We start from the raw sequence: 26,632 nt of genomic DNA on the forward strand, positions 1-26,632 counted from the left end.
TCGTTTATCCTTTGGGAGATCAACCATGCGCCTGTCACTGCTCTGTTCCGTCGCCTCGATCCTGCTCGCCACACCGGCGTTCGCGCAGAGCGAGGGCGAATTCCCGGCGACGCTGGCAGGACATGCCGTAATGCCGGCAGAGAGCTTCATCGACGCCCCCGCCGATGCCCCGGCGGATTTGAAGACATCGGGCAAGTACACCACCGGCAAGCGCGTCGACGCCATCGGCACCGTGATGGGCAAGTCCTACGAGCGGCCGACCGGCGTGTCGCTGCCGTTCAAGGGCCAGCCGCTGCAGGGACATTCCGGCATCAAGGCGATGCCCGACGGCTCGTTCTGGGTGATCACCGACAACGGCATGGGCTCGCGCTACAACTCGGCGGACTCGATGCTGTACCTGAACCGCTACAAGATGGATTGGGCCGGCGGCAAGATCGAGCGTCAGGAGACCGTGTTCCTGCACGATCCCGACAAGAAGGTGCCGTTCCGCATCGTGCATGAGGACACCGCCAAGCGCTACCTCACCGGCGCCGACTTCGACACCGAGGGCTTCCAGATCATCAACGACACCTTCTGGATCGGCGACGAGTTCGGGCCCTACATCCTCAAGGCCGACAAGACCGGCAAGATCCTCGCCGTGTTCGAGACGGTCGCCGACGGCAAGCCGGTGCGCTCGCCGGATCACTGGGCGGTGCAATCGCCCGGCGCGCCCGGCGCGAGCTACACCAACGTCAATCTGCGCCGCTCCAAGGGCTATGAGGGCTTTGCCTCCTCCAAGGACGGCAAGTTCCTCTACGGCCTGCTCGAAGGCCCGCTGTGGGATGCCGACAAGAAGGATTGGGAGAAGGTCGACGGCAAGGAAGCCTCGCGCATCCTCGAATTCGACGTCGCGGCGGAGAAGTTCACCGGTCGCTATTGGCAATATGTGTTCGAGCAGAACGGCAATGCGATCGGCGACTTCAACATGATCGACCCCACCCAGGGCCTCGTGATCGAGCGCGACAATGGCGAAGGCACCGCCGACAAGGCTTGCCCGCAAGGCCAGCGCGGCGAGAACTGTTTCCCTGACCTCGCCAAGTTCAAGCGTGTCTACAAGATCGAGCTGTCCGACGCCAATGTCGGCAAGCCGGTGCGCAAGATCGCCCATATCGACCTGATGAAGATCCGCGATCCGAACAAGAAGGCCCGCAAGCCGCTCAACGACGGTGTCTACACCTTCCCGTTCTTCACCATCGAGAACGTCGATCGGGTCGACGAGACCCACATCATCGTCGGCAACGACAACAACCTGCCGTTCTCCTCGAGCCGCGATCCGAACAAGGCCGATGACGACGAGTTCGTGCTGCTCGAAGTCGGCGATTTCCTGAAGGCGAAGTGAGGCGGTTGCTCTCGCCGTCAACAACAGTGTCGTCGCCCGGCTCGACCGGGCGATCCAGTATTCCAGAGGCGTCCGGGCTCAATGGACAGGCCGCGGCGTACTGGATGCCCCGCTCAAGGCGGGGCATGACAATGATTATGCTGCGACTTGAGCGGCCATCAGTACAACTCCAATCCAACGGTTGTCTTGCAATTGCCCTTCTACCGACGCGCTCAATGATGATAGCCTCGACCGATACGTGGATCGCTTCGGGGCAAATCATGCGAGAAAAATCCAGCCTGACCTACATCGAGGCGTTCATCGCCGCGGGCTTCGTTGCGTACCTCAGCTGGGACCAGAACTGGGGGCTTCCGCCTCCAATCGCCGCCTTGATTATCGGCACGATCGTCTACTTTGCTTACCTGGCCTCGATGCGACGCTTGGTGAGATTCCATCAAAACAGCTATGAGGTCGTGGCGACGATCCTGGCCGTTGCGTGGGGCGTGCTGGCCTATCTGGTCACCGGCGCGCTGCAGGCGGGATTTGCCAATCAGATACCCGCCTCGCTGCTGATGCATCTGTGGCCCTGGATCGCGGCGCTGGCAGCTTTCATCGGAGCACTCGCCAGCAAAGTGCGCTTCATGGACGATGTTCGCGAATATATCGTCGGCCGCCGCGCACGCTGGGACAATCAGCAATGGCTGGAGGAGGACGCGGGCTTCTAGCCGGCGTCCTCCCGCGAAGCGTCACTTCTTCTTCGTCCGATCATTCGCGAACGTCGTGTCGTGCACCTGACGCAGATCAGCCTGCCGGCACCATCACGACGCCCTTGTCCTTCGGCCAGCGCATCCGCCAGGCGAAATTGATGTCACGGACCTCGCCGGCCTTGGCCTCGAACGCCCATTCCAGCACGCCGCGTCTGTCGCGCAGATTGGTCGTCGTTGCCGGCGTCGACGACGGCAGCATCTCGACCACGATATCGTCGTTCTCGCTGACCGGGAGCTGATCCTGGATCGCGACCTTGATCGGGAAATCGTGGCCGTTGCGCACCGTGGTTTTGAACGCGCGCTCGTCGGTCTTCGACGTCGTCACGATCAGGCCGGCGGAGCCCTCGTTGCGCTTCACCACCGTGCGCTCGATCTTGACCTTGTCGTCGGCGCCGAAGCCGAGCCGCACGGTCTCGTCCTTGGCGGCGGTCGCCATCCGGCTGCGGCCGACAAAGATGCCGTCGCGATAGATCGAGACCTGCCCCGGCAACAGCGGCGCCTCGTCGGCCTGCACGAAGCTCGCCTCCAGGAACGCGGTCGGATCGATCACCGGGACGGCGCGCACCGCGAGATCGGGGGTGATCGTCGCCGTCGAGATGCGCAGGCTCTTGGCGCCCTCATTGGCGGCGACGCTGACGCGGCCGGGAATCTTGAAGGTGGCCTGGAACGCGCCGACCTCGGCGACGGCGTCCCGCTCCTCGGCCTGCTTGAACAGATGCTGCTCCATCGGCGGCGCAGCCGGTGCCGGCATCAGCGCCGAGGGCTGTTGCACGCTGTCGAAAGCTCTGCCGGCGGCCAGCGGTCGCGGCGGCTGCGGATATCGCACGATCAACGAGTTGAGGTCGGGCGCGTTGCCGCCGCGGGCGACGCGCACGGTGGAGACGGCGAGCGCGACGTTCGACCAGTCCTCGCCGGTCGCCTGGGTGATCTCAGCGCGGCGCACCAGCTCGATCGCGGGCTTGCGGTCTTTCGCACCGGTGTCGAGGCGGGCGTCGTAAAGCGGCATCCAGCGGGCGTTGCGCACCGCATAGGTCACCCGCAATGTCGCGCGGGTCGCGGCAGCGGAAGCCAGCTCGATCCGCACCTCGAGCTTGCTCGGCGGCTTGGCGGCGCGATCGGCTTCGAGGCGCGCGATCTCGCGATCGATGTCGCGCTGCTTGCGCGCGGCGTCACGGATCGCGGTGTCGGCGGTTGCGACTTCGTCCCCGACCGCCGAGAACGCGGTGCGCCACTCGCTGACCGGGCGCGCCTCGCCCTTCTCGCCGATCCCGACCGGCGAAGCCTCGGCGAAGTGTTCGGCGAATTTGCGCCGCGCCTCGGCCGAGGTGATGATCCCCTGCAGATCTTCGCGCTGATCTCGCAGCGCCTCGATCCGCTTGTCGATCTCGGGCAGGTTCGCCGGCTCCACCGGGCGCGGCGGCCGCGCGTCGATGGCCCCGATCGTCAGCCGGCCGCCCGCCTCGCCCTCGACGCGGAGCGACGACGGATCGAGCCCCATCGGGAAATCCTTCGCGACGAGCGTGTTATCGCCGGCGGGCAGATCGAGCGTGATGACGCGGGTGACGCTCGCGCCATCGGGATAGACAGTCACAGCGTCGACCTGCGACGCCGCATCGAGATTGGCCGCATGGAGCGGCCCGGCAACCAGCGCACCCGCCAGCACCAGGCTGGTGGTCACAAGACAGTTCGCAATCTTTCGCATCACATCCCTCCGGGAAACATCGCATCGCGCGAGACGAACGGCACGCCCGCTCAAAGGCGCGCCGTTTCTCGTGGTGAGACGCAGCGAGGAAAGGACTGGTTCGATTGAGGTTTCCGTGCGGCACGACGATGGCGCGCTGGCGGCTGCCGGATGGCGCAGCGGCGGCTTTCAGCGGCTAGTGGTCCGCCTTGCGCCGGATGAACAGGTAATTCGGCACGAAACCGGCGATCGTGATGGCGATCAGGATCCACCAGCCGCGCTGAAACGCCGCGATCCGGTCCGCCATCGAGACCGGCGTTGCCAGGATCGCGACAAAGATCGCGACGCCGATCGCCAGCGCGGCCTGCCGGATCATGTTGATGACACCGGAGCCGGTCGCAAACGACGAAGGCGGCAGCGAACCGGCGCCGACACCCATCAGGGTCGGAAAGGTCAGCCCGACGCCGATGCCAGTGAACATCATGCCGACCACAAAGGCAGGCATGTCGGGGTCGGCCCCAAGCAACGTTGCCCAGATCATGAGCCCGCCTGCGAACGATGCGATCCCGGCGGACACGACTGCCGCGGCGCCAAATCGCGCGATCAGGCGGCGGGCAAACAACAGCGAGGTGAACGGGACAAGCAGCGGACCCGGCGCGATCGCAAGGCCGGTCTTCAGCGCCGACCAGCCCCACACGGTTTGCTCCCACAACGCCACCGACAGCAGCATCGCCCCGAAGGCCGCCGAGTAAGGCGCCATGACAAACGTCGCCCCGGTGAACAGCCGCACCTTGAACAACGCAGGATCGACGAAGGGGTTCTTCGAGTTGAGGCAGTGCCAAGTAAAGGCAGCGAGCGAGATGGCCGCGACGGCAAACCCAAGCACGACGCCGCGCGAACTCCATCCCCAGTCGTTCGCCTTCACGATCGCAAATGTCAGCGCGCCGATGCCGCAGGTCACCAGCAACGCCGCCCATGAACTCGGACGCGGCACGTCGTGGCCGGGCACCTCGGGCAATTTCAGCCAGCCGATGATCAGCGCGACGATGCCGATCGGGACATTGACGATGAAGATCCAGCGCCAGTCGAAGGTGACGAGCACGCCGCCGGCAAGTGGCCCGAGCGCGGCGGCAAGGCCGCCGATCGCCGTCCAGGTCCGCACCGCGCCGGGACGCTGCTCGGGCGGGAACGACGCCAGCAGCAGGCCGATCGAGGTCGGGGTCATCAACGCCGCACCGGCGGCCTGCGCGATGCGGGCGACGACCAGCAATTCGACATTGCCGGCAAGGGCACAGGCCGCCGACGCGGCCGTGAACAGCGCAACGCCGAGCAGGAAGCTCAGATTGCGGCTGTGGCGCTCCGCGAGCCGGCCGAAGAACACCAGCAGCGCCGCATAGACGATCGCATAGCCGTTGAGGATCCAGGACAGATCCTCGAGCGAGGCGCCGCGGAATTCCTGCGCGATGTTCGGCAGCCCGACATTGACGATGAACAGGTCGAGATTGGCGAGGCAGATTCCGACCGATACGATCGCCAGCACCTGGCGCGGTGTTGCGACCCGAGACCGCGGCCGCGCAGCAGTCCCGACGGCCGGCCCGATGGTCTCCGCCTCTACCTTCGACATCACACCCTCCAGACATATACGTGCATATGCATCTATTGCCATTAGGTGCATATGCATGTATCTGTCAAGCCCATTGGAGGCAGCGATGGCGAAAACGGAACCCAGCCGATGCAATCTCACCGCGTTGCGCAAGGCGACGCGGCGGGTGTCGCAGCTGTACGATCAGGTCCTTGCGACGTCCGGGCTGCGCGGTACGCAACGGGCCATTCTGGTCTATGTCAGACGATCGGGCGCGCCGACCATGGGCGAGCTGGCCGCCGCACTGGTGCTTGACCGCACCGCGCTCAACCACAACCTCAAGCCGCTGGAGCGCGACGGCCTCCTGACCATCACCGTCGACAAGAATGACCGCCGCATCCGCCTGGTGCGGCTGACCAGACGCGGCGAAGCCCGCCTTGAGGAGTCGCAGGCCGCCTGGCTCAAGGCCCAGGAGCGTTTCGAGACCGCCTTCGGCGCAAAGCAGGCCGGCGATCTCAGGCAAACGCTCGAACTGATCGCCGCGCTCGACTTCGGCGAGCGCGCGGCCGATTTGCCGGTGTCATGACCGGCTGCAAATGAAAAGCGGCCCGGCGTTGCCGCCGGGCCGCTCGTTCTCACACGATCAACACAGATCGCGCTTTAGCTGTAGATCTCGAACAGGCCGGCGCCGCCCTGACCACCGCCGATGCACATGGTCACGACGCCCCACTTGGCCTTGCGGCGACGGCCTTCCTGCAAGAGGTGGCCGGTGAGCCGGGCGCCGGTCATGCCGAAGGGATGGCCGATCGCGATCGAGCCGCCATTGACGTTGTACTTCTCGGGATCGATGCCGAGCTGGTCGCGCGAATAGAGGCACTGGCTGGCGAACGCCTCGTTGAGCTCCCAGAGATCGATGTCCTCGACCTTCAGGCCGTGGCGCTTCAAGAGCTTCGGCACGGCGAACACCGGACCGATGCCCATCTCGTCGGGCTCGCAGCCGGCCGAGGCCCAGGCCACGAAGCGGCCGAGCGGGTTGAGGCCGCGCTTCTCGGCATCCTTGGCTTCCATCAGCACCACCGCGGCGGCGCCGTCGGACAGCTGGCTGGCATTGCCGGCGGTGACGAACTTGCCCGGACCCTTGACCGGCTCCAGCTTGGCAAGGCCTTCCAGCGTGGTCTCGGGGCGGTTGCACTCGTCGCGGTCGACCACGTAGTCGACGATCGACTCGGCCTTGGTCGCCTTGTCGACCACCTTCATCTTGGTCTTCATCGGGACGATTTCGTCCTTGAACTTGTTGGCCTGCTGCGCGGCCGCCATGCGGCGCTGCGACTCCAGCGAATACTCGTCCTGGTATTCGCGGCTGAGCTTGTAGCGCTCGGCGACGATGTCGGCGGTGTCGATCATCGCCATGAAGATGGCGGGCGCGGTCTTGAGCAGGTCCGGATCGATCGATTCCTTCGGCGTGCCGCCGCCGGGAATCGAGATGCTCTCGACGCCGCCGGCAACGATGCAATCGGAGCCGTCGGAACGGATCGAGTTGGCAGCCATCGCGATGGTCTGCAGGCCCGACGAGCAGAAGCGATTCACCGAGACACCGGCGGTCGACTTCGGCAGGCCGGCGAGCAGCGCCGCCTGGCGGCCGATGTTCGGCGCGCCATGCGCGCAATTGCCGAGATAGCAATCCTCGACATAGTCCTTGTCGACGCCGGCGCGCTCGACCGCGTGCTTGATGGCGTGCCCGGCCAGCGACATCGGCGGGGTAATATTGAATCCGCCACGGCCGGACTTCGCCAGGCCAGTGCGCGCGTAGGAAACGATTACGGCTTCACGCATTGTTTTCTCCCTCTGAGATCGCCGGATAGTGGCGCGTCTTGACGCCTTCGTACACATATTTTGGACGCTGCAACAGGGATACCAGACGCCCCGGAACGGCAAACGCCGCCTCCGGGGCCGGAGACGGCGTCATGTTCCGCAGATCGGAATTTGGATGTGCTTGAAGGCGTGCTCGAACGCTGTCGCCGCTCGTCATGCCCGGGCTTGACCCGGGCATCCACGTCTTTGCGCCACGTGACAGTAAGACGTGGATGGCCGGGTCAAGCCCGGCCATGACGATGGAGAGAGCAGTTAAAACGTCAGTGCCTTGGCCTGCTTCACCTGCGGCAGCGACTGCACCTTGGCGAGCAGATCCGCCGGCACCGCACCGTCGACCTCGACCAGCGCGATGGCGTCGCCGCCCTGCTTGACGCGGCCGAGATGGAAGGTCGCGATATTGATTTTCGCATCACCCAAGAGACTCGCGAACGCGCCGATGAAGCCCGGCTTGTCCTCGTTGGTCACGTAGATCATCGACTTGCCGAACTCGGCGTCGACGCGGATGCCCTTGATGTCGACGAGGCGCGGCTTGCCGTCGGCGTAGACGGTGCCGGACACCGAACGCTCCTGGCGCTCGGTGGTGACGGTGACCGTGATCAGGCTTTCATAGTCGCTCTGCGCGGCGCGGACGACCTCGTCCACCACCATGCCGCGCTCCTTGGCGACGACAGGCGCCGAGACCACGTTGACCTCGCCCAGCATCGGCCGCAGCAGGCCGGACAGCACCGCCGAGGTGATCGCCTTGATCTTCATCTCGGCGACGTGGCCCTCATAGGTGATCGTGGTCTTGAGGATGCCGCTCTCGGTGAGTTGGCCGGCGAACGAGCCGAGCTTCTCGGCGAGCTCGATGAACGGCTTCAGCTTCGGCGCCTCTTCCGCTGTTATCGATGGGAAGTTGACCGCGTTGGAGATCGCGCCCGACAGCAGATAGTCCGACATCTGCTCGGCGACCTGCAGCGCGACGTTCTCCTGCGCCTCGGTGGTGGAGGCGCCGAGATGCGGGGTGCAGATCACGTTGGGGTGGCCGAACAGCACGTTCGAGGTCGCCGGCTCCTCGACGAACACGTCGAAGGCGGCGCCCGCGACATGCTTGGAATTCAGCGCATCGACCAGCGCCTGCTCGTCGACCAGACCGCCGCGCGCACAGTTGATGATGCGCACGCCCTTCTTCATCTTGGCGATCGCGGCCGCATCGATGACGTTGCGGGTCTTTTCGGTCAGCGGCGTGTGCAGTGTGATGAAATCGGCGCGCTTGAGCAGATCGTCGAGCTCGACCTTCTCGACACCGATGTCCTTGGCACGCTCCGGCGACAGGAACGGATCGAACGCGATCACCTTCATGCGCAGGCCGAGCGCGCGGTCGGCAACGATCGAGCCGATATTGCCGCAGCCGATCACCCCAAGCGTCTTGGCGGTGATCTCGACGCCCATGAAGCGGTTCTTCTCCCACTTGCCGGCCTGGGTCGAGGCGTCGGCCTGCGGGATCTCGCGCGCCAGCGCCAGCATCAAGGTGATGGCATGCTCGGCGGTCGTGATCGAATTGCCGAACGGCGTGTTCATCACGATGATGCCCTTGGCGGTCGCGGCCGGAATCTCGACATTGTCGACGCCGATGCCGGCGCGGCCGATCACCTTCAGCTTGGTCGCCTTCTCGATGATCTTGGCGGTCGCCTTGGTGGCCGAGCGGATCGCAAGGCCATCATAATTGCCGATGATCTCGGCCAGCTTGTCCTTGTCCTTGCCGAGGTTGGGCTGGAAGTCGACCTCGACGCCGCGATCCTTGAAGATCTGCACGGCGGCGGGAGACAGCGCGTCGGAAATCAGAACCTTGGGTTTTGTCATGTGACTGTTCCTCTGCCCTGCAGCGGGCGGGTCTCTTGGACCAATGTGGTGAAGTCTCAGATCACGTCTCCCTCTCCCCTTATCTTGCGGGGAGAAGGTTGGGGTGAGGGGCAGCCGCGGGCGAGGAACAAGCCGAGAAGGCCCCTCACCCGGATCGCTGCGCAATCCGGCCTCTCCCCGTAAGAACGGGGAGAGGTGACAAGAGAAAGCTTAGGCCGCCTTGGGCAGCGCTGCCTTGGTTTCCGCGAAGGCCCAATCGATCCACTGCGTCAGCAGTTGGACGTCCTTGGCCTCGACGGTGGCGCCGCACCAGATCCGCAGGCCGGCCGGCGCATCGCGGTAATACGCGAAGTCGAAGCCGGCGTTTTCCTTCTCCACCAGCGCGACCAGCTTCTTGCAGAAGTCGGCCTGGGCATCAGCAGGAAGCTCGGTGATCGCGGGATCGGTGAACTTCAGGCACACCGAGGTGTTGGAGCGGATCGCGGGATCCTTGGCCAGGAAGTCGATCCAGGGCGTCCGCGCCTTCCAGTCGGCGAGCGCCTTGGTGTTGGCGTCGGCACGCCCGATCAGCGCCTTCAGGCCGCCGATCGACTTCGCCCAGTTCAGCGCATCGAGATAATCCTCGACGCAGAGCATCGACGGCGTGTTGATGGTCTCGCCTTCGAAGATGCCCTGGTTGAGCTTGCCGCCCTTGGTGAGGCGGAAGATCTTCGGCAGCGGCCAGGCCGGCTTGTAGGTCTCGAGCCGTTCCACCGCGCGCGGCGACAGGATCAGCATGCCGTGCGCTGCTTCACCGCCGAGCGCCTTCTGCCAGGAGAAGGTGACGACGTCGAGCTTGGCGAAATCGAGCGGCTGCGCGAAGGCGGCCGAGGTCGCGTCGCAAATCGTCAGGCCTTCACGGGTTGCGCTGATCCAGTCGGCGTTCGGTACGCGTACGCCGGAGGTGGTGCCGTTCCAGGTGAAGACGACGTCGGACGCGGGGTCGACCTTGGCGAGATCGGGGATTTCACCGTAAGCCGCGTTCAGCTTGGTGACGTCCTTCAGCTTCAATTCCTTGACGATGTCGCTGACCCAGCCTTCGCCGAAGGATTCCCAGGCGAGCGTGGTGACGGGCCGCGCACCGAGCAGCGACCACAGCGCCATCTCGACCGCGCCGGTGTCCGACGCCGGCACGATGCCGATCTTGTAGTCCGCAGGCACCTCAAGCACCTCGCGCGTCAGTTCGATCGCGAGCTTGAGCTTGGCCTTGCCGACCTTCGCACGATGCGAGCGGCCGAGGGCGGCGTCCTTGAGATTGTTGGGGTTCCAGCCGGGGCGCTTGGCGCAGGGGCCGGAGGAGAAATGCGGCACATTGGGCCGCGAAGCGGGCTTCGCTGCAGTCATAATCTACCCTTCCAGATAGCTGCCTCTCGGTGGGGAGAGGTTTCCCGCCGTCGGAAATAGTGGAAGGGCCCCAAAACGTCAAGGAAGTTCGGACTTTTCCGGGGCAATCGGGGGATCACGGCTGATTGATGGGGCGTCCTCGACCTGCTGCATCGTCTCCTGATCGAGCAAATCCGCCGCGAGAGTCATGATCTTAACTGCCCTGCGCCGGCTCGATATTTTCAAAATGCTCTTATCGCCGGCCTGCACGATGTACTCGTTGCCGACCCGCACGATCGAATAATCCGACATTCCAATCCCCAGTCGCCGCCGCCCCGTGGGAGACGTCCGACATACCGGACTCGTTCCGACCCGTAAATTCACGGAGACCAGCTTAGTTTATTGGCTGTTAACCGGATCGCGCAGCAGCGGCTACCGCAGGCATTGTCTTGGGTGCGGCACAACTCGCGCAGGTCAGAAGCGGAGCGTCATGCCGACATGGCTGCGCGCGAATCCGAGCCGCTCATAGAAGCGCTGCGCATCGACGCGCGTGTGATGGGTCAGCAACTCGACCAGCACGCAGCCTTGCGCACGCGCCTCCGCGACCGCCCACTGCACGAGCTGCTCACCGATGCCGCGGCTGCGGCAGTGTGTTGCGACGCGGACGTCCTCGAGCAGGCCGCGCGAAGAGCCCTGCGAGCTGATACCCGGCAGCACCGCAAGCTGCAGGCAGCCGACGACGGCGCCCTCCCCGTCGACGGCGACGACAAGCTGCAGGTTGGGATCACGCTCGACCCGCGCGAAGGCGTCGTAATAGCTTTGCGGCAGCGGATCCTCGATCCGCTCGCGCGCACGGCCGAGCGGATCGTCCGCCAGCATGCCGACGATGGCGGCGACATCCTCGCGGCGGGCGCGGCGGATCGTGATCGATGAAGCTTCACGCATGGCGAGGTTTACCCGAGATCAGCGCACCGGCGGCAGAGCGAGCACATGCTCCGCATCGGCGATCCAGCGGCGGATCATCGGATAACGCGCGAGCGCGAGGCCGCCATCCTCCGCGACGCGCGTATAGGCAAGCAGCGAGACGTCGGCGAGCGAGAACGCATCGCCGACCAGGAATTTCGTACCGGCAAGATGCCGCTCCAGCTGATCGAGCGCCCCATAGCCGCGCTTGATGAGGTTCGGATCGATCTCCGACACGGCCTTGCCGAGATACACGGTCTGAAAGCGGCAGACCGCGACATAGGGCTCATGGCTGTTCTGCTCCCAGAACATCCAGGCATCCATCTGCGCTGCGCGATAGGGATCGCCGGGGATCAGATCGCTGCCGCGCGCGAGGTAGCGGATGATGGCGTTGGATTGCGCGAGCGTGCGGCCGTCATCCAGCTCGACCGTCGGCACCTGGCCCCAGCCATTCAGCTTGAGGAATTCCGCGGTCCGGCTGCCGCCCTTCATGGTGTCGATCTCGACCCATGTGTACGGCAGCGCCAGCTTGTCGCACACCCATTTCACCTTCAGGCAATTGCCCGAATTGGCGTCGCCGTAGATTTTCATCTGAGGTCGCTCCGCTCGCGGAGCAACATCGGATCAGCCGCACATTGCAGTGTCAAGCGAGGTGGCGTGCGTCAGAACTTGTAGCCGATGGCGGCGCGTACGCTGTTCTGCGTGACCGACGTGTTCTTGACCGGGCTGAACTTGACGTATTCCCACTCGCCGCGCACGAAGACACAGTTCCACAACATGTATTCCAGGCCGAGACCCGCGGTCCAGCCGGCAACGTAGGCGTCCGTTTTCGCGTCCGTCGCGGTTTGGGCAAGCTGCGGGAGCGCAAAGGTGGTCGAACTTCCGTTAGCAAAGTTGATCGTTCTGTCCACCGAGCTTGTGACCGTACGCGAAACGTCCATTCGGCCGACGGCAAGGCCGCCGAAGACGTAAGGCAGAAAGTCACCGGTTGCCCAACCTGCGCGGCCGCGGAATGTCATCTCATCCTTGAGCTTCAGCGCAGCGCTTCCATTCAACGTCACGCCGTCAGCGGCAGACGCACCGGCCGGCAGGACCAGGGTTGGCTGAGCGACTTGAATCGGACCCAGGCTTCCGGAGGTCGTTGTCGTCAGGCCGGACCAATAGGTATAGTTTGCTTCGACACCGACCACGACGTCGTCAAACTGATAGTTGCGTCCGACAAATGCTCCGAAGCCCGAGCTTTGCGCATTGACCCGGCCCAGCAGATTGAATTGGGACGTCGGCCCCTGCAGCGTGGTGTTGCGGAAGATAGAATTGGTCAGGGAAGCAACGCTGCCCCCGAAGTCGGTGTTGATCCATGTCTGGCCGACCTGACCGCCGGCATACCAGCCGTCCCAGTTCCTGGTTGGCGCGCTGGAAGCGGGAAGACTGCCGCGAAGGAAATCAGGCATGTCGGCCGCCTGCGCGCCGGTCACCGCCCCGAACATCATCGCCGCCAGCAAGAACCTACGCATTGCAACGCTCCATCCCACCCACCGAATGCGCGTTGATCATCGCCTGTTAACCTTAACCAATCGTTGTCGCCGCAAGCTTTCGAGCATGCAAGTTGCAGAAAGCGCGACGTGTCACGGCAAAGAAAAACGGCGCGGGATGATCCTGCGCCGTTTCAATCGTTAACCGTGAAGGCTCGAAATTAACCCTCAAATTAGCCCTTGCGGATCAGCGGGGGCGGCGGCGGCGGGGGCAGCACGTCGCAGCAGGGCAAGGCGAAGCGCACGCCGAGCTTCACGTCCTGCGAGGTCATGTCGCGGAACTGGAAGCTCGAGGGGCCGGCGGGCGTGCCGTCGAAGAAGTGACCCTGGCCGTGGCCGGCGGTGCCCATGTCGAGGTAGCGATAGGCCAGTTCAACCGTGAAGTTGTTGGTGACCTTGTAGGCGACACCGGCATGCAGCGCCCAGGCGAAGTTGGTCTTGGTGGCGCCGTCGGCGACGAACGAACTGGTCAGGCCGGACCCGCTCGGGAACGTGGCGACGTCGGAGAAGGCCGAGGTCTTGATCACCGCGGCACCGACACCGGCACCGATGAACGGGGTCAGGCAACCCCAGGTGCCGAGATCGGCATAGATGTTCGCGAGGCCGACCCAGCTCTGAACGCCGCCGTGGTAGGTGTCACCCAGCGAGCTCGGCCCGGGGAACGTGAAGAAGTCGGTGCCGTTGAAGCTCACCTTCGAGCGATACTCACCGGTGATGTCGGCACGGAACCAGCTGTTGAACTGATAGCCGACGCCGACGCCAAACAGCATGCCGCTGTCGAAGCCGGTGCCGAACTGGTTGAACGTGGTGCCCGCCGGCAGTGTGTCGTAGGCATTGGCGTGCAGCTTGGCCTGGGTGTTGGTCATGCCGATGTCGCCGCGCAGATACCAGCCGCCGAAGTCCTGGACCGGCGGAGGAGCATACGCCATCGGGGGCGGCGGCATGATCGGCATGTCGGCAGCGAACGCCACCGAAGACAGCAGGGATGCCGCGCCTGCGGCAATCAGGGTCGTTACGCTACGCATTGGCTTCGTCCTTTTGGGCCAGTGAGGCGACACGAAAGCCCCACGTCTGAAACTCACGGGCCGGACGATGCCAGCAAATGTTTAAGCGGCACTTAACCCTAATTTTTAAGGTTGATTTTCTCTCACCTTTTGCTGTGGCTGTTGCTTATGGGTCCATAGAAGCGCGCGTGCGGCGGCGAAAGATGGCGATCTCGCCACAGGTGCTAATGAAGCGTTGACGGGCGAGCGCGGTTTGCGGCGCACGCGAGCTTTGAGTGTTAGCGAATGCTTAATGCGCGCGGGGGTGAAGCGGACCAGTTGCACCAGCCGATGGCAGCGATGCGCTGTGTAGTTCTCATCAACGACCCGTCATCCCCGCGCAAAGGCTTCGCCTTTGTCGCTGGAGGAGCGGCCGCTTGGCCGCGTCTCGAAGGATGAATCGGCCACCAGCCGGGCCGTGCATCCTTCGAGACGCGCGCAAGGGCGCGCTCCTCCAGCGACAAAGGCGAAGCCTTTGCGCGGGGATGACGGGACCGGTAGATGCGAAATTGGAATCAGCAGCCCTAAGCCGCGGCGGCGTGGCCGAGTGCGCTGACGATGTTGTCGACGACCTCTTCCACCAGGATGCGATCGTCGCCCTCGCCCATCACGCGGATCACCGGCTCGGTGCCGGAGGGGCGGATCAACAGGCGGCCATGGCCGTTGAGGCGCTTCTCACCATCGGTGATCGCGGACTTGACCTCGGCGTCGTCGAGCGGCTTGCCGCTGCGATAGCGCACGTTCTTCAGGATTTGCGGCAACGGATCGAAGCGCCGGCAGATCTCCGACACCGGGCGGCGCAGCTTCTGCACCACAGCCAGCACCTGCAACGCAGCGACGAAGCCGTCGCCGGTGGTCGAATAGTCCGACATGATGATGTGGCCGGACGGCTCGCCGCCGAGATTGTAGCCGCCGCTCAGCATCTGCTCGAGCACATAGCGGTCGCCGACCGGGGTGCGGACCATCGAAATCCCGTGGCCCTGCAGGAACCGCTCCAGCCCGAGATTGGACATCACGGTCGTGACGATGCCGGGCTTGGCGAGGCGCCCCTCTTCCTTCCAGCTCTGCGCGATCACCGCGAGCAGCTGGTCGCCGTCGACGATGTGGCCGCGCTCGTCGACCAGGATGACGCGATCGGCGTCGCCGTCGAGCGCGATGCCGATGTCGGCGCGCATCTCGCGCACCTTCCGCGACAGCGCTTCCGGCGAGGTCGAGCCGCATTCCTTGTTGATGTTGAAGCCGTCGGGTTCGACCCCGATCGGCACCACATCGGCGCCGAGCTCCCACAGCGCTTCCGGCACCACCTTGTAGGCGGCGCCGTTGGCGCAATCGACCACGACGCGCAGCCCGTCGAGCGAGAGGTCGCGCGGCAGGGTGCGCTTGGCGAATTCGATGTAACGGTCATGGACGCCGTCGATGCGGCGGGCGCGGCCGAGGCTCGCGCTCTGCGCCAGGCGGCGGTCGAGCGATTCGTCGAGCAGCTGCTCGATCTGCTTCTCGACATCGTCGGAGAGCTTGAAGCCCTGCGGACCGAACAGCTTGATGCCGTTGTCCTCGAAAAGATTATGCGACGCCGAGATCATGACGCCGAGATCGGCGCGCATCGACTTGGTCAGCATCGCGATCGCCGGCGTCGGCATCGGGCCGACCAGCAGCACGTCCATGCCGACCGAGGTGAAGCCCGCGACCATGGCGTATTCGATCATGTAGCCGGACAGCCGCGTGTCCTTGCCGATCACGACGCGATGGCGATGGTCGCCACGCTGAAACACCAACCCCGCGGCCTGCCCCACCTTGAGCGCGAGCTCCGGCGTGATCAGCCCATTGGCGCGGCCCCGAATTCCATCGGTCCCGAAATATTTGCGGCTCATGATACCCCCAACACGGACCTCTCGAACCACCCGGCGAGAGAGTCCTGAACGCCTACCAGTGTAGCGTGCATCGGCCTTATAGACTGCCAGGCGCTAAAATGACTTCAAAAAATATGATGAATCATTACCGCGGCTAAACCCCGCGCTTCGACCGTAAAGCACTGAAAGATATAACATTATCGTCTCTTCGGCAACCTCGATAACGAACGCCGTCCCCTATCCCTTGCCGCTGCGCTTGACGTGCTGGTCGCCCTTGGAGGGGGCCGGCTGGGTCACATTGACGGGGTCGGAACCGGGAAACGTCTCCTCCAGGCCCTCTTCCAGGGCCTCGTCGAGCCGGCGCTTTTCGGCGTTGTCGTCTGGTTTCGGCTTGGAGCCTGATTGCGTCATCGTGCTCTCCTGTCCGTCTTCAGATTTGGCGGGCCATCCAACCATGCTAGATGACGGCAAGACCGAACACCCGCAAGACGTCTGCATCGAACTTGCGACATAGAAGAAGGGCCGGGAACGTCCATGAAGCACATTACCTGCATCGAAGATCTGCGCCAGCTGCACAAGCGCAGGGTGCCGAAGGCGTTTTTCGATTATGCGGACCGCGGCTCCTACACCGAGGACACGCTGCGCGCCAACTCCGAGGACCTGCAGCAGATCAAGTTCCGCCAGCGTATCCTGGTCGATGTGTCCAAGCGCAGCCTGGCGACTACGATCCTGGGCGAGCCGGCCGCCATGCCGCTGATCCTGGCGCCGGTCGGCCTGCTCGGCATGCAGCATGGCGACGGCGAGATCCACGCCTGCCGCGCGGCGCAAGCGGCCGGCATCCCGTTCACCCAGAGCACGATGTCGATCTGCTCGATCGAGGACATCGCGGCCGCCGTCGACAAGCCGTTCTGGTTCCAGCTCTACGTCATGAAGGACCGCGGCTTCATCAAGTCGCTGATCGAGCGTGCGATCGCGGCGAAATGCTCGGCACTGGTGCTGACCGTCGACCTGCAGGTGATCGGCCAGCGCCACCAGGACATCAAGAACGGCATGACGGTGCCGCCAGAATGGTCGCTGTCGAAGCTGATCGACTTCGCGAGCAAGCCGTCATGGGTCGCCGGCGTGCTGCGCGGCAAGCGCCGCAGCTTCGGCAACATCGTCGGTCACGTCAAAGGCACCGAGGATCTGACCAAGCTGTCGGAATGGACCGCCTCGCAGTTCGATACCACGCTGAACTGGAAGGATATCGACTGGATCCGCAGCATCTGGCCGGGCAAGCTGATCCTCAAGGGCATCCTCGATGTCGAGGACGCCGAGCTCGCCGCCAAGACCGGCGCGCAGGCGATCGTGGTGTCCAACCATGGCGGCCGCCAGCTCGACGGCGCGCCGTCCTCGATCGAGGTGCTGCCGGAGATCGTCGACGAGGTCGGCTCGAAGCTCGAGATCATGTTCGACGGCGGCATCCGCACCGGCATGGACATCATGCGGGCGCTCGCGCTCGGCGCGAAGTCCTGCATGATCGGCCGCGCCTATGCCTACGGCCTCGGCGCCGGCGGCGAGGCCGGCGTCGCCAAGGCGCTCGACATCCTCGGCAAGGAGCTCACCACCACGATGGGGCTGTGCGGCGTCAACACCATCGCCGAGATCGACGACAAGGTGCTGGCGGTTTAGCGCACAGCTACACACACTCTCCGTCGTCCCGGGCAAGCGAAGCGCGACCCGGGACCCATAACCACCGATAGTCATCGTTTCGCAACGCTGCGGCCACAGCGCGCTTCAACAACTCAACCCTGTGGTTATGGGTCCCTGCTTTCGCAGGGACGACAGCGGTGCCTGCTTCACCTCACATCGGCGGGGCAATGCCGTCGCGGCCGACATTGACGCGGTTGGCTTCCAGCGTGCCGTCGTCCTTCTTCACCGCGCCGAAGATGATGATCTTGGCGCCCGGCTTCAGCTCCGACTTGTCGCCGGAGACGAAGGTGACGACCGGGGTTCCCGGCGGCACCACGACCTTCTTCTCACCGTCCTTGTATTTCACCGTGATGTTCTGGCCGTCGGTGCCCTTCACCGTCTCGGCAACGGTCGCGTTGGTCATGGTCGAGTTGGCGCGCAGGTCCCAGGGACGAAAACCTTCGGCGGCGCCGCGCTGGTTTTCCGGGAAGATGTGCACCGCGATCGCCTTCTGGGTTCCGTCCGGCTCGGGCATCGCGGTGACGCCGATATAGGAACCGGACTTGATCTCCGACAGATCGGTCTTGGCGACGCCGAACACCGCGACGTTGTCGGTGGTGCGTACCTTCATATCGTCGCCGGCGCGCGACTTGATCGACAACATCGCGCCGTCGACGGCCTCGATGGTGCCGCGGATGCGCACCGTCGGCGGTTGTTGCGCCGATGCGGCCGAGGCAAAGGCAACGAGAAGCAATGCGGCGAACAGCGTCGATTTTGGCATGGTGTTCCTCATGGGTTTGGCTGGCGGATAAAGGAACACCGAGGGGTTGCAGGTATTCCGTGCGGCTACCTCGCCTTCCCGGGAGAGGTGACACGCACGACAACTACGGACCGGATGAGGGGGCCGTTACTGCGGTAACGGACAGGTGATGTTGTGCTCACTTCCCTTCTCCCCTTGTGGGAGAAGGTGGCTCGCATCGCAGATGCGAGCCGGATGAGGGGTCTCTATCCGCGGAGACAAACCCCTCACCCAGCTTCATCTCGCTCCGCTCGATTTCGCCACCCTCTCCCACAAGGGGAGAGGGAACGATGGGATCACATCGGCGGCGTGAGGCCATCGCGGCCGACGCTGACGCGGTCGGTCTCAAACGAGCCGTCGGGCAGCTTCTTCATGAAGGCGATGACCTTGGCGCCGGCCTTCAGGTCCGCCTTGTCGCCGGGAACGTACGTCACGACGGGCGTGTCGGGCGTGACCTGCACCTTCTTCTCGCCGTCCTTGTACTTGACCAGCAATGTATGACCGTCATTGCCGACGACGGATTCCGCGACGGTGGCGTTGGTCATGCTGCTGTTGGGCTTCAGATCATACGGCCGCGAACCCTCGCCGGTGCCGCGCATGTTTTCCGGGAAGACATGCACCTCGACCGCTTTCGGCACGCCGTCGGGCCCCGGCACCGTGGTCGTACCGATGAAGGAACCGACCTTGATGTCGGCCAGCGCGATCTTGGTGAGGCCGAGCACGACCATATTGCCCGCCATGTGCAGCTTGACGTCCTCGCCGCCGCGCGACTTCACCGCGAGCGTATCGCCATCGACGCTCTCGACGGTTCCACGCACCCGCGTCGGCGTCGGCGGCTGCTGCGCAAGTGCGTAGAGCGTGGATGCCGTCACCATCGCGAGCGCAATGAACGGACGAATGAAATGGGAACGGCTGGCAGGCATCATTGATCTCCGGGAGGGAACGCGGGGGACTAACACGAGACACCGCTCCGGAGACGCTATTCCAGGCCTCAAGTCTTTGTGAGATCGGCTTCGACAAGCGCACGCAATTCCGCCGTGACCTGCGGGCGCTGTCCGAACCACAATTCGAAACCGCGCACCGCCTGATGCAGCAGCATGCCGAGGCCGTCGGCGGTCTTCAGGCTACGCGCCTCGGCTGCGGCGAGCAGCGGCGTCACCAGCGGCACATAGACAATATCGGAAACAACCGCATTTTGCGGCAGCAACCGCACATCGACCTCGAGCGCGGGCTGGCCATGCTGGCCGAGCGACGTGGCGTTCACCAGCAGCCCTGCGCGCGGCAGCAGCTCGCCGACCGTGTCCCACGTCGCGGGATGAACGCGTGCGCCGAACTGGTCGGCCAGCGCACGGGCTCGGTCGATGGTGCGGTTGACCACATGCACGCGCGCAATCCCGCGCTCGATCAGGCCGAACACCACCGCGCGCGCCGCGCCGCCGGCCCCTAACACCAGCGCGTCCTCGGTCTTGTCCCAGCCGGGCGCGCAGGCATCGAGATTGTTGATGAAGCCTTCGACATCGGTGTTGGTCGAGCGCAGCTCGCCATCGGCGAACCACAGCGTGTTGGCGGCGCCGACGGCGCGGGCGCGCTCATCCGGGGCCGACAGCGCCAGTGCCTGCTCCTTGTGCGGGCGGGTGACGTTGGCGCCGACGAAGCCGCGCAGCGACAGGCGGAACAGGAAGTCCTTGAAATCCTCCGGCGGCACCGCCTCGATCACATAACCGCCCTCGATGCCGAGCGTGCGCAGCCAGTAATGATGGATCAGCGGCGAGCGGGAATGCGCCGCCGGCCAGCCGATCAGGCACGCCGCGCGGGATTTGCCTTGAGTGTTACCGTGGATGTCGCCTTGGGATGTCATGGCTGTGACATCGGCCAAGGCAGGCGCGCTGTCAATCCGTCCGCTTCGCGGTTGCGGCAACCAGCGCGCTGAGGGCGAACGCGGTGGCCGCGGCAAACCAGATCGCGCCGAGATTGATCGAGCGGTAGGCAAGTGCCCCGAGCAGAGCGCCCGCGACCAGCGCCGCCCACAGCAGGAGGTTCGGCAGCCAGGCCCAGGGCGCACCGCCGGTCAGGGCGGCAGCGATCAGCTGCCCGGCCTTCACCAGCGCGCCCGTGACATAGGTCAAACCAAGCCCGGCCCCGCCTTCGAGCTGGAACACGGCGTTCTCGAGCCCCATCGCCAGCACGATGGCGGCGACCGCCGTGTTCGGCAGGCCAGACGCATAAGCCAATGCCGCCGCCATCAGCAGCAGCGCCTCGACGAGCAGGATCAGCGGCTGGCGATGCGCGATGCGGCTGAGCACGACCAGGCTGCCGGCCGCAGCGCCGGCGACGAACAGCACGATCAGTTCCAGTGCATCCAGAGCGTGCTGCCAATGGCCCTCGGCCAAGGTCACGCCGAGCCGCGTCGAGTTGCCGCTCATGAAGGAGACGAACAGCCCGCCGAGATGCAGATAGCCGATGCCGTCGACATAGCCGGCCAGCGCGCTGAGCGCGCAGGCCAGCGCCAGGTTACGGCGGGATTCAAGCATGATGTCGTTGCGCCCCCATCAGGGACACAAGCTAGAGCATGATCCGGAAAAGTGCGAAGCGGTTTTCCGAAAGGATCATGCCAAACAAGCTACCTCCGGCCATCCTGCCAACGATCACGCCCGCGCGGGGCGTGATCGCAGCAGCAGCCTCACGCCGCGTCGCGATGCGCGGCGATGATCTGGTCGGCGGCGCGGCCGGTCACTTCGGCCATGCGGTCGAACTGGCGGGTGAAGGTGCCGGCGCCGGCGGTGGCGGAGCGCAGCTCGACGATGAGGTCGCCGATCTCGGATTCCGGCATCGTGGCACGGACACAGTCCCAGCCGCTCCAGCCCTCGCGGGTGTCGAAGCCGAGGATCTGGCCGCGGCGCGCCGACAGGATCGCGTTGACCTTGGCGGTCGCATCGGTCGGGCAGACGATCTCGACCGTGTGGATCGGCTCCAGCAGCACCGGCTGGCACTGCGGCAGCGCCTCGCTGACGCCGGCCCGCGCCGCGGTGCGGAACGCAAGGTCGGAGGAGTCGACGCTGTGATAGGAGCCGTCGGTCAGCGTGACGTCGACGTCGATCACGGGGAAGCCGAGCGGCCCGCGGACCAGCGCGTCGACGACCCCCTCCTCAACCGCGCCGATATAGTTGCGCGGCACCGCGCCGCCGACCACCTTCTCGTGGAATTCGAATCCGGAGCCGCGCGGCTTCGGCTTGATGTCGAGCACGACGTCGCCGAACTGGCCGTGGCCGCCGGACTGCTTCTTGTGCCGGCCGCGCTGGGTGACCGCCTTGCGGATGGTCTCCTGATAGCCGATCGCAGGCGGATGCGATTTGACGTTGACGCCGTAGCGGTCCTTCAGCCGCTCCTGGGCGACACGCAGATGCATCTCGCCCTGCCCCCACAGCACGGTGTCGTGGGTGCGCGGGTTCTGGATCATCGTCAGCGACGGATCCTCCTCGTTCAGCCGCAGCAGCGCCTGGCCGAGCTTGACGTCGTCCTTGCGGTCGGTCGCGGCGATCGAGATCGACAGCACCGCCGCCACTGGCTCGATCTTGACCAGCGAGGCCGGAGCGGTCTTGCCGCTCGAGACCGTATCGCCGGTCTTGATCGCATCGAGCTTGCCGAGCGCGACCGCGTCGCCTGCCTCGGCCTGCGGCCGCTTGCTGTCATGCGTGCCCGAGACCGCGAGGATGCCGGAGAGGCGTCCGCTTTCGCCGCTAGAGGCTTGCAGCGTCGCGCCGTCGTCGAGCCGGCCTGCGAGCACGCGCGCCAGCGACAGCTTGCCGCCGTGCTGCAGATGCACGGTCTTGAACACATAGGCCAGCGCATCCTTGTGGTCCTTGATGCCGAGCCGGGCGGCGGTCTCAGTGACGCCGGGCGCCTCGTGGCGCAGCGCCTTCAACAGGCGGAGCACGCCGTTCTCGCGGCTCGCCGCACCAAGCAGCACCGGACAGATCAGCCCTTCGCGCAGTTCGCGCGCAAGATCGTCGAACACGGCATCGCGCGGCGGCTGGATATCCTCCAGCAACTGCTCCATTAGCGCATCGTCGTGATCGGCGAGCTTCTCCAGCATCGAGAAGCGCGCTTCCTTCTCGCGATCGAGATTGCCGCCCTCCAGCGCCATCACCTCCGACGGCTTGTGCTCGCGATAGACGAAGGCGCGCTCCAGCGCGAGATCGACGAAGCCTTCGATCAGATCGCCGTTCCAGATCGGGATCTGGCGCAGCACCAGCGGCACGCGCGACGCAGGCTGCAGCGTCGCAAGCGTCTCGCGGACGCGCTTGTTGGCGCGGTCGATCTTGTTCAGGAACAGAAAACGGGGAATCCCGAGCTCCTCGAGCTCGCGCAGGATGATCTGCAGCTGCGGCAGCTTCTTCTCGTCAGCCTCGCAAACCACGACCGCGGCATCGACCGCCGGCAACGCGGCACGCATATCGTGCGCGAACTCGATCGAGCCGGGACAATCGATAAAGGTGTAGCTGTCCCCCATAAAGGTGGTGGTCGCGGCGGTGAGGCCTACGCCCATCTTGTGTTGACGTGCCTCGGGGCTGGCATCGCCGACGGAGGTTCCGGCATCGACGCTGCCGGCAGTCTTGATGGCGCCAGTACGCGCCAGGATCGCTTCCAGAAGTGTGGTTTTACCGCTTTGGAAAGGGCCCACCAGCGCGATGCACCGTGGACCTCGGGGACTTCTGACGTCTTGTCCCATTGCCGCCTCCTCGTGTTGGAGCTCGGCCCATGATTGGGTCGGCGACCGTTTATGCTCTGCCTGCGTTTGACATTTGGCAAGCGGGAAAACGTCGCTGCGGTGCGGCGTCGCGGAAGTTACCGATGGCGGAGCTGCACGCCGCCATTCGCCGGACGATTGCGTCCGATGCATCAGTTCCTTGGCGCAGGTCCCGGCGCAATCGCGCGCCAGCGCTGCGCGATGTCGAGCAGGCGCTGCACGGCAGGTGACACATCTTCCTCGCGCCACGCAATCGTGAGCGGAGCCGTCACCACCGGCGCGGCAAGCGAAACATACGACACACCACGACCGGTTTGCGCGCGCGCCGCGGCTTCCGGAACGAGTGACACGCCGACACCGGCGGCGATCAGGCCGATCGCGGTTTGCAGATGCAGAACTTCCTGTGCGAGCCGCGGCGTGAAGCCGGCGGCCTGGCATGCGGCGACGATCAGGCCGGTGACCGACGGCTCCGGCTGCGCCGGATAGAGCACGAAGGCATCGTCGGACAGTTCGGCGAGCGCAATGTCGTCGCGCGCCGCGAGGGGATGCGCGCGCGGCAGCGCCGCGACGTAGGGCTCATGGAGGATCAGACGTTGCGCAAGCCCTGCTTCGGGCAACAGCGCCGGGCGCGCGAAGCCGACATCGATCCGGCGCCGCCGCAATGCCTCGGCAATCTCCGCCGCCAGCATCTCGTCGAGCACGAGCTCGACATCGGGACAGGCATCACGATAGGCGCCGATGATATCGGGCAGGCCGGCAAACATCGCGGAGCCGACGAATCCGATTGCGAGCTTGCCGGCCTGGCCGCGCCCGACGCGCCGGGTGTCCGCAACCGCACTCTCGAAACTTGCGAGCAGCGCGCGTGCACGCGCCAGAAACAGCTCGCCGGCCTCGGTGAGCCTGACAGGACGGCTATTCCGCTGCAGCAGCGTCACGCCGAGTTCATCCTCGAGCTGGCGGATCTGCTGGCTCAGCGGCGGCTGTGCGATGTGCAGCCGCTCGGCCGCGCGGGTGAAATTCAATTCCTCGCCGAGCGCCACGAAATATCTGAGGTGTCGCAATTCCATGCCGGCGATATAGCACGGCGGCCGGCGCCGGCAGCCATACGCAATAGCTCTGCTACCGTATCGAACGGGTATTGGACCGGACGCGCGAACACGGACAGCCTGCGGCAAACCACAGGAGGTCGCCATGACGGCACTGGAAAAAGCTTTCGCGGACGCGGCCGCGGCCGGCATTACGCAACGGAAGATCGATATCGGCGGCCTGTCCGTCAACGTCGCGCGTTTCGGCAAGGGCCCGGCGCTGCTCCTGCTCCATGGCTGGCCGGAATTCTGGCTGGTGTGGCGCCCGCTGATGCTGCGGCTTGGCGACAGTTTCGAGCTGATCGCGCCGGACCTGCGCGGCTGCGGCGACACCGGCAAGCCGATGCCGGGACCTGACGCGTCCGCCACGGCGGAGCGCCACGCGCTGGATATGTTCGCGCTCATGGACGCGCTCGGTCGTGACCGCTTCGGCGTGATCGGCGGCGATCTCGGCGCCTATGTCATGCAGGCGATGTCGCATCGTCAGCCGCGGCGGCTGAGCGGCACGCTCTATCTCTGCACGCCCTATCCGGGCCTCGGCCAACGCTACGGCGAGCCCGGCCACCTGATCGAGGTCTGGTATCAATACTTCCAGCAGCTGCCATGGGCCGCGCAACTGGTCGGAAGCTCGCGCGAGTCATGCCGGCTCTACTTCCGCCATTTCCTCGACCATTGGTCGGGCGACGATCCCGCCGTATTCGGCGACCTGTTAGAGGCCTATGTCGACAACTTCATGAAGCCGGGCAACATCCAGGGTGGCTTCGACTGGTATCTCTCGTCCGCGCCCAATCGCCGGCTCTGGCTGGAAGGCAGACTGCCGGCGCAGCCGCGCATCGAAATCCCTTCGCGCTTTCTCTGGGGCCGCCGTGATCCGCTGATCGCGCCGGAATGGTCGGACCGGCTGGGGGACTACTGGAGCGAACCTTCGATCAGCTTCGTCGACACCGGGCATTATGTCCACGCCGAGGCGCCCGGGATCGTTGCCGAAGAAGCCCGCGGCTTCTTCGGCGGATTGCAGAACGGTGCGCGCGAAAATTAACGCCCCGGACGCAGCTCCAGGCTCTCGAGGCCGGCGGCGATGTTGACACCGACCTGGCCCTGCACGCTGAGCGGCTGCAGGGCGATCGTGTTGTCAGAGCCACCGACCAGCACATTGCCGCCGACGCCGACGCCGAGCGTCGCGCTGCCCTGCGCGCCGGCATAATTGCCGGAGAGCGCACCCGGCCCGAGCCGCTCGACCGGTGCGTAGACGCCCCAGGCCAGCGCCGATTCCTGGGTGATGCCGAGATCGATGCCGACCTTTTGGATGGTCGCGATGTAGCGATCCTCAGGCAGGCCATTGGCGCGCAGCACGCAACCGAGATGGGTCACGGAGCCGACGATGAAGCCGACGCTCGCGCCACCGCGGCATTCCAGGACGCCGACCTGTACGCGCTGGCTCGGCTGTTGGGCGTCGGCGCCAACGATTGCGGTCAGCGTGGCGATGGCAGCACCGGCGAGGAGTGTGAAGCGACGCATGTTGGGGAGTCTCCGGCTGAGAGGCATGACGCGAGCAGAGAGCAGAACGGCGCCGTGTCTGTGACGCCTTGCGCATCCTATGCCACAACATCGATTGTGCAGCCAGAATTTGCGGTGCTTGGCCACCAATTGTTACGAGATGTGGCGGTGTTGCTATGCCCCGCGCGCCCTGCAGAAGCTGTCACGCAACCGACAACAAACGACAGACCGCAAAGAAAAGAGGCCCGCTTTCGCGGGCCTCCTTGATCGAACACCGACCGACTTAGTGGTGGTGATGATGACGGTGGTGACGATGATGACGGCGCGGACCAGCGGTGCGGACCGGCTCGAGATCGATCCCGGCGATGCCGGCCGCAACGTTGAGGCCGGTCTGGCCCTGCACGCTGATCGGCTGCAGCGCATAGGCGTTGTTCGGGCCGCCGAACAGGAAGTTACCGCCGGCACCGAGGCCGACCGAAGCGTTGACGCCGACGCCGCCGTAGCTGCCGGCGAGCGCACCGCGCGGAACCACCGTGGTCGGCGCGCTGACGGCCCAGGCGAGCTGGGTCGTCGCGGTGACGCCGAGGTCGACGCCGATCCGCTTCACGGTCGCAAGATAAGGCTCGGGACGGCGACCGCCGCTCTGGAACACGCACTCGAGGCGGGCAACAGAGCCGACGACGAAGCCGACGTTCTCGCCGCCCTGGCATTGCAGAACCCCGGCCTGAACCTGCTGGGGTGCCGCGTTGGCGGTGGCGAACGGCGCCAGCAACGCAAGCGCTGCAAGGGTGAGAGTCGAAAGTCGCATTGGTCTGTCTCCGCAAGGTGAACTGAATTTGTGCGGCGGACAGAATGCAAGGGTCGTGTCCAAAACAAGGCAGTTCGCAAAGACGCCGTAAAAACTTCCCGCGTGTGGCATCGATGTTCGCACACACGCGCGTGAGATGAGCTGGTTGTGATTTGACTCCGCGATTTTACCGCC

25 protein-coding genes are annotated in these 26,632 nt (G+C 65.1%); 5 read left to right on the top strand and 20 right to left on the bottom strand.

Annotation, left to right across the window (positions count from 1 at the left end; all coding sequences use genetic code 11):
* Positions 1–25: 25 nt before the first annotated feature.
* Both ACOIX3_RS35860 and ACOIX3_RS35865 read left to right on the top strand, forming a co-directional pair.
* Positions 26–1,378 carry an esterase-like activity of phytase family protein gene (locus tag ACOIX3_RS35860; protein ID WP_420966745.1) on the top strand — a complete coding sequence of 451 codons (1,353 nt, stop codon included), beginning with the start codon at positions 26–28 and terminating at the stop codon, positions 1,376–1,378.
* Positions 1,379–1,638: 260 nt separating this feature from the next.
* Positions 1,639–2,082 (top strand): hypothetical protein, encoded by a 444-nt coding sequence (locus ACOIX3_RS35865; protein ID WP_420966746.1) that lies wholly within the window; start codon positions 1,639–1,641, stop codon positions 2,080–2,082.
* A 76-nt stretch (positions 2,083–2,158) separates the two neighbouring features.
* On the opposite strand, the gene ACOIX3_RS35870 is transcribed toward ACOIX3_RS35865, so the two are convergent.
* Together ACOIX3_RS35870 and ACOIX3_RS35875 are read right to left on the bottom strand one after the other, a co-directional pair.
* A complete protein-coding gene (locus tag ACOIX3_RS35870; RefSeq protein ID WP_420966747.1) occupies positions 2,159–3,826 on the bottom strand; it encodes a mucoidy inhibitor MuiA family protein in 1,668 nt (555 codons plus the stop codon).
* A gap of 175 nt (positions 3,827–4,001) precedes the next feature.
* On the bottom strand, positions 4,002–5,429 hold the full coding sequence (locus tag ACOIX3_RS35875; protein WP_420966748.1) for an MFS transporter: 1,428 nt from the start codon (positions 5,427–5,429) through the stop codon (positions 4,002–4,004).
* Positions 5,430–5,514: 85 nt separating this feature from the next.
* Here ACOIX3_RS35875 and ACOIX3_RS35880 point away from each other — a divergent pair, with 85 nt between their 5' ends.
* Positions 5,515–5,973, top strand: coding sequence for a MarR family winged helix-turn-helix transcriptional regulator (locus ACOIX3_RS35880; protein ID WP_420966749.1), 459 nt, complete (start codon positions 5,515–5,517; stop codon positions 5,971–5,973).
* Between the two features lie 74 nt (positions 5,974–6,047).
* Here ACOIX3_RS35880 and ACOIX3_RS35885 read toward each other — a convergent pair whose 3' ends face one another.
* The 10 genes from ACOIX3_RS35885 to ACOIX3_RS35930 all read right to left on the bottom strand — a co-directional run bounded on the left by ACOIX3_RS35885 (position 6,048) and on the right by ACOIX3_RS35930 (position 16,262).
* On the bottom strand, positions 6,048–7,220 hold the full coding sequence (locus tag ACOIX3_RS35885; protein ID WP_212316190.1) for a thiolase family protein: 1,173 nt from the start codon (positions 7,218–7,220) through the stop codon (positions 6,048–6,050).
* Positions 7,221–7,511: 291 nt separating this feature from the next.
* Positions 7,512–9,101, bottom strand: coding sequence for a phosphoglycerate dehydrogenase (gene serA / locus ACOIX3_RS35890; RefSeq protein WP_207835184.1), 1,590 nt, complete (start codon positions 9,099–9,101; stop codon positions 7,512–7,514).
* Positions 9,102–9,311: 210 nt separating this feature from the next.
* Positions 9,312–10,484 (bottom strand): phosphoserine transaminase, encoded by a 1,173-nt coding sequence (locus ACOIX3_RS35895; RefSeq protein ID WP_420966750.1) that lies wholly within the window; start codon positions 10,482–10,484, stop codon positions 9,312–9,314.
* 78 nt (positions 10,485–10,562) lie between these two features.
* The gene (locus ACOIX3_RS35900) at positions 10,563–10,775 is read right to left on the bottom strand and encodes a hypothetical protein (protein WP_420966751.1); all 213 of its coding nucleotides are present in this window, start codon (positions 10,773–10,775) and stop codon (positions 10,563–10,565) included.
* Between the two features lie 162 nt (positions 10,776–10,937).
* Positions 10,938–11,408 (bottom strand): GNAT family N-acetyltransferase, encoded by a 471-nt coding sequence (locus ACOIX3_RS35905; RefSeq protein WP_420966752.1) that lies wholly within the window; start codon positions 11,406–11,408, stop codon positions 10,938–10,940.
* Between the two features lie 18 nt (positions 11,409–11,426).
* On the bottom strand, positions 11,427–12,017 hold the full coding sequence (locus tag ACOIX3_RS35910; RefSeq protein WP_420966753.1) for a glutathione S-transferase family protein: 591 nt from the start codon (positions 12,015–12,017) through the stop codon (positions 11,427–11,429).
* 71 nt (positions 12,018–12,088) lie between these two features.
* Complete coding sequence (locus ACOIX3_RS35915) at positions 12,089–12,940, bottom strand: outer membrane protein (RefSeq protein ID WP_420966754.1); 852 nt, start codon at positions 12,938–12,940, stop codon at positions 12,089–12,091.
* A gap of 191 nt (positions 12,941–13,131) precedes the next feature.
* Positions 13,132–13,983 (bottom strand): outer membrane protein, encoded by an 852-nt coding sequence (locus ACOIX3_RS35920; RefSeq protein ID WP_420966755.1) that lies wholly within the window; start codon positions 13,981–13,983, stop codon positions 13,132–13,134.
* A gap of 542 nt (positions 13,984–14,525) precedes the next feature.
* On the bottom strand, positions 14,526–15,872 hold the full coding sequence (gene glmM, locus ACOIX3_RS35925; protein WP_092117402.1) for a phosphoglucosamine mutase: 1,347 nt from the start codon (positions 15,870–15,872) through the stop codon (positions 14,526–14,528).
* Between the two features lie 216 nt (positions 15,873–16,088).
* Positions 16,089–16,262, bottom strand: a complete 174-nt coding sequence (locus ACOIX3_RS35930) for a hypothetical protein (protein ID WP_420966756.1) — start codon at positions 16,260–16,262, stop codon at positions 16,089–16,091.
* A gap of 123 nt (positions 16,263–16,385) precedes the next feature.
* Between ACOIX3_RS35930 and ACOIX3_RS35935 the strand changes: the two genes are divergently transcribed.
* Positions 16,386–17,522 carry an alpha-hydroxy acid oxidase gene (locus ACOIX3_RS35935; RefSeq protein WP_420966757.1) on the top strand — a complete coding sequence of 379 codons (1,137 nt, stop codon included), beginning with the start codon at positions 16,386–16,388 and terminating at the stop codon, positions 17,520–17,522.
* Between the two features lie 172 nt (positions 17,523–17,694).
* Here ACOIX3_RS35935 and ACOIX3_RS35940 read toward each other — a convergent pair whose 3' ends face one another.
* The 6 genes from ACOIX3_RS35940 to ACOIX3_RS35965 all read right to left on the bottom strand — a co-directional run bounded on the left by ACOIX3_RS35940 (position 17,695) and on the right by ACOIX3_RS35965 (position 24,135).
* Positions 17,695–18,303, bottom strand: coding sequence for a hypothetical protein (locus ACOIX3_RS35940; protein ID WP_420966758.1), 609 nt, complete (start codon positions 18,301–18,303; stop codon positions 17,695–17,697).
* Positions 18,304–18,617: 314 nt separating this feature from the next.
* Positions 18,618–19,196, bottom strand: coding sequence for a hypothetical protein (locus ACOIX3_RS35945; protein ID WP_420971877.1), 579 nt, complete (start codon positions 19,194–19,196; stop codon positions 18,618–18,620).
* 116 nt (positions 19,197–19,312) lie between these two features.
* Positions 19,313–20,179, bottom strand: coding sequence for a shikimate dehydrogenase (locus ACOIX3_RS35950; RefSeq protein WP_420966759.1), 867 nt, complete (start codon positions 20,177–20,179; stop codon positions 19,313–19,315).
* Between the two features lie 31 nt (positions 20,180–20,210).
* On the bottom strand, positions 20,211–20,852 hold the full coding sequence (locus tag ACOIX3_RS35955) for a YoaK family protein (RefSeq protein WP_420966760.1): 642 nt from the start codon (positions 20,850–20,852) through the stop codon (positions 20,211–20,213).
* A 149-nt stretch (positions 20,853–21,001) separates the two neighbouring features.
* On the bottom strand, positions 21,002–23,050 hold the full coding sequence (locus tag ACOIX3_RS35960; protein WP_420966761.1) for an elongation factor G: 2,049 nt from the start codon (positions 23,048–23,050) through the stop codon (positions 21,002–21,004).
* Positions 23,051–23,220: 170 nt separating this feature from the next.
* Entirely contained in the window at positions 23,221–24,135 is a 915-nt protein-coding gene (locus tag ACOIX3_RS35965; RefSeq protein ID WP_420966762.1) for a LysR substrate-binding domain-containing protein, read from the bottom strand.
* A gap of 124 nt (positions 24,136–24,259) precedes the next feature.
* Here ACOIX3_RS35965 and ACOIX3_RS35970 point away from each other — a divergent pair, with 124 nt between their 5' ends.
* On the top strand, positions 24,260–25,192 hold the full coding sequence (locus tag ACOIX3_RS35970) for an alpha/beta fold hydrolase (protein WP_420966763.1): 933 nt from the start codon (positions 24,260–24,262) through the stop codon (positions 25,190–25,192).
* On the opposite strand, the gene ACOIX3_RS35975 is transcribed toward ACOIX3_RS35970, so the two are convergent.
* Positions 25,189–25,671, bottom strand: a complete 483-nt coding sequence (locus tag ACOIX3_RS35975) for a DUF992 domain-containing protein (protein ID WP_097673135.1) — start codon at positions 25,669–25,671, stop codon at positions 25,189–25,191. The two genes, ACOIX3_RS35970 and ACOIX3_RS35975, sit on opposite strands and share 4 nt — an antisense overlap.
* A gap of 262 nt (positions 25,672–25,933) precedes the next feature.
* Positions 25,934–26,458 (bottom strand): DUF992 domain-containing protein, encoded by a 525-nt coding sequence (locus ACOIX3_RS35980; protein ID WP_097673134.1) that lies wholly within the window; start codon positions 26,456–26,458, stop codon positions 25,934–25,936.
* Between the last annotated feature and the right edge of the window lie 174 nt (positions 26,459–26,632).

The sequence above is a fragment of the Bradyrhizobium sp. B120 genome (genome assembly GCF_049075665.1).
Taxonomy (GTDB): Bacteria; Pseudomonadota; Alphaproteobacteria; order Rhizobiales; family Xanthobacteraceae; genus Bradyrhizobium.

Coding starts and splice junctions, on each gene's coding strand:
- ACOIX3_RS35910 (WP_420966753.1), bottom strand. CDS start 12,017: ATGAAAATCTACGGCGACGCCAATTCGGGCAATTGCCTGAAGGTGAAA.
- ACOIX3_RS35870 (WP_420966747.1), bottom strand. CDS start 3,826: ATGCGAAAGATTGCGAACTGTCTTGTGACCACCAGCCTGGTGCTGGCG.
- ACOIX3_RS35935 (WP_420966757.1), top strand. CDS start 16,386: ATGAAGCACATTACCTGCATCGAAGATCTGCGCCAGCTGCACAAGCGC.
- ACOIX3_RS35920 (WP_420966755.1), bottom strand. CDS start 13,983: ATGCGTAGCGTAACGACCCTGATTGCCGCAGGCGCGGCATCCCTGCTG.
- glmM (WP_092117402.1), bottom strand. CDS start 15,872: ATGAGCCGCAAATATTTCGGGACCGATGGAATTCGGGGCCGCGCCAAT.
- ACOIX3_RS35950 (WP_420966759.1), bottom strand. CDS start 20,179: ATGACATCCCAAGGCGACATCCACGGTAACACTCAAGGCAAATCCCGC.
- ACOIX3_RS35965 (WP_420966762.1), bottom strand. CDS start 24,135: ATGGAATTGCGACACCTCAGATATTTCGTGGCGCTCGGCGAGGAATTG.
- ACOIX3_RS35960 (WP_420966761.1), bottom strand. CDS start 23,050: ATGGGACAAGACGTCAGAAGTCCCCGAGGTCCACGGTGCATCGCGCTG.
- ACOIX3_RS35895 (WP_420966750.1), bottom strand. CDS start 10,484: ATGACTGCAGCGAAGCCCGCTTCGCGGCCCAATGTGCCGCATTTCTCC.
- ACOIX3_RS35930 (WP_420966756.1), bottom strand. CDS start 16,262: ATGACGCAATCAGGCTCCAAGCCGAAACCAGACGACAACGCCGAAAAG.
- serA (WP_207835184.1), bottom strand. CDS start 9,101: ATGACAAAACCCAAGGTTCTGATTTCCGACGCGCTGTCTCCCGCCGCC.
- ACOIX3_RS35980 (WP_097673134.1), bottom strand. CDS start 26,458: ATGCGACTTTCGACTCTCACCCTTGCAGCGCTTGCGTTGCTGGCGCCG.
- ACOIX3_RS35975 (WP_097673135.1), bottom strand. CDS start 25,671: ATGCGTCGCTTCACACTCCTCGCCGGTGCTGCCATCGCCACGCTGACC.
- ACOIX3_RS35900 (WP_420966751.1), bottom strand. CDS start 10,775: ATGTCGGATTATTCGATCGTGCGGGTCGGCAACGAGTACATCGTGCAG.
- ACOIX3_RS35970 (WP_420966763.1), top strand. CDS start 24,260: ATGACGGCACTGGAAAAAGCTTTCGCGGACGCGGCCGCGGCCGGCATT.
- ACOIX3_RS35865 (WP_420966746.1), top strand. CDS start 1,639: ATGCGAGAAAAATCCAGCCTGACCTACATCGAGGCGTTCATCGCCGCG.
- ACOIX3_RS35885 (WP_212316190.1), bottom strand. CDS start 7,220: ATGCGTGAAGCCGTAATCGTTTCCTACGCGCGCACTGGCCTGGCGAAG.
- ACOIX3_RS35880 (WP_420966749.1), top strand. CDS start 5,515: ATGGCGAAAACGGAACCCAGCCGATGCAATCTCACCGCGTTGCGCAAG.
- ACOIX3_RS35915 (WP_420966754.1), bottom strand. CDS start 12,940: ATGCGTAGGTTCTTGCTGGCGGCGATGATGTTCGGGGCGGTGACCGGC.
- ACOIX3_RS35860 (WP_420966745.1), top strand. CDS start 26: ATGCGCCTGTCACTGCTCTGTTCCGTCGCCTCGATCCTGCTCGCCACA.
- ACOIX3_RS35940 (WP_420966758.1), bottom strand. CDS start 18,303: ATGCCAAAATCGACGCTGTTCGCCGCATTGCTTCTCGTTGCCTTTGCC.
- ACOIX3_RS35945 (WP_420971877.1), bottom strand. CDS start 19,196: ATGGTGACGGCATCCACGCTCTACGCACTTGCGCAGCAGCCGCCGACG.
- ACOIX3_RS35955 (WP_420966760.1), bottom strand. CDS start 20,852: ATGCTTGAATCCCGCCGTAACCTGGCGCTGGCCTGCGCGCTCAGCGCG.
- ACOIX3_RS35905 (WP_420966752.1), bottom strand. CDS start 11,408: ATGCGTGAAGCTTCATCGATCACGATCCGCCGCGCCCGCCGCGAGGAT.
- ACOIX3_RS35875 (WP_420966748.1), bottom strand. CDS start 5,429: ATGTCGAAGGTAGAGGCGGAGACCATCGGGCCGGCCGTCGGGACTGCT.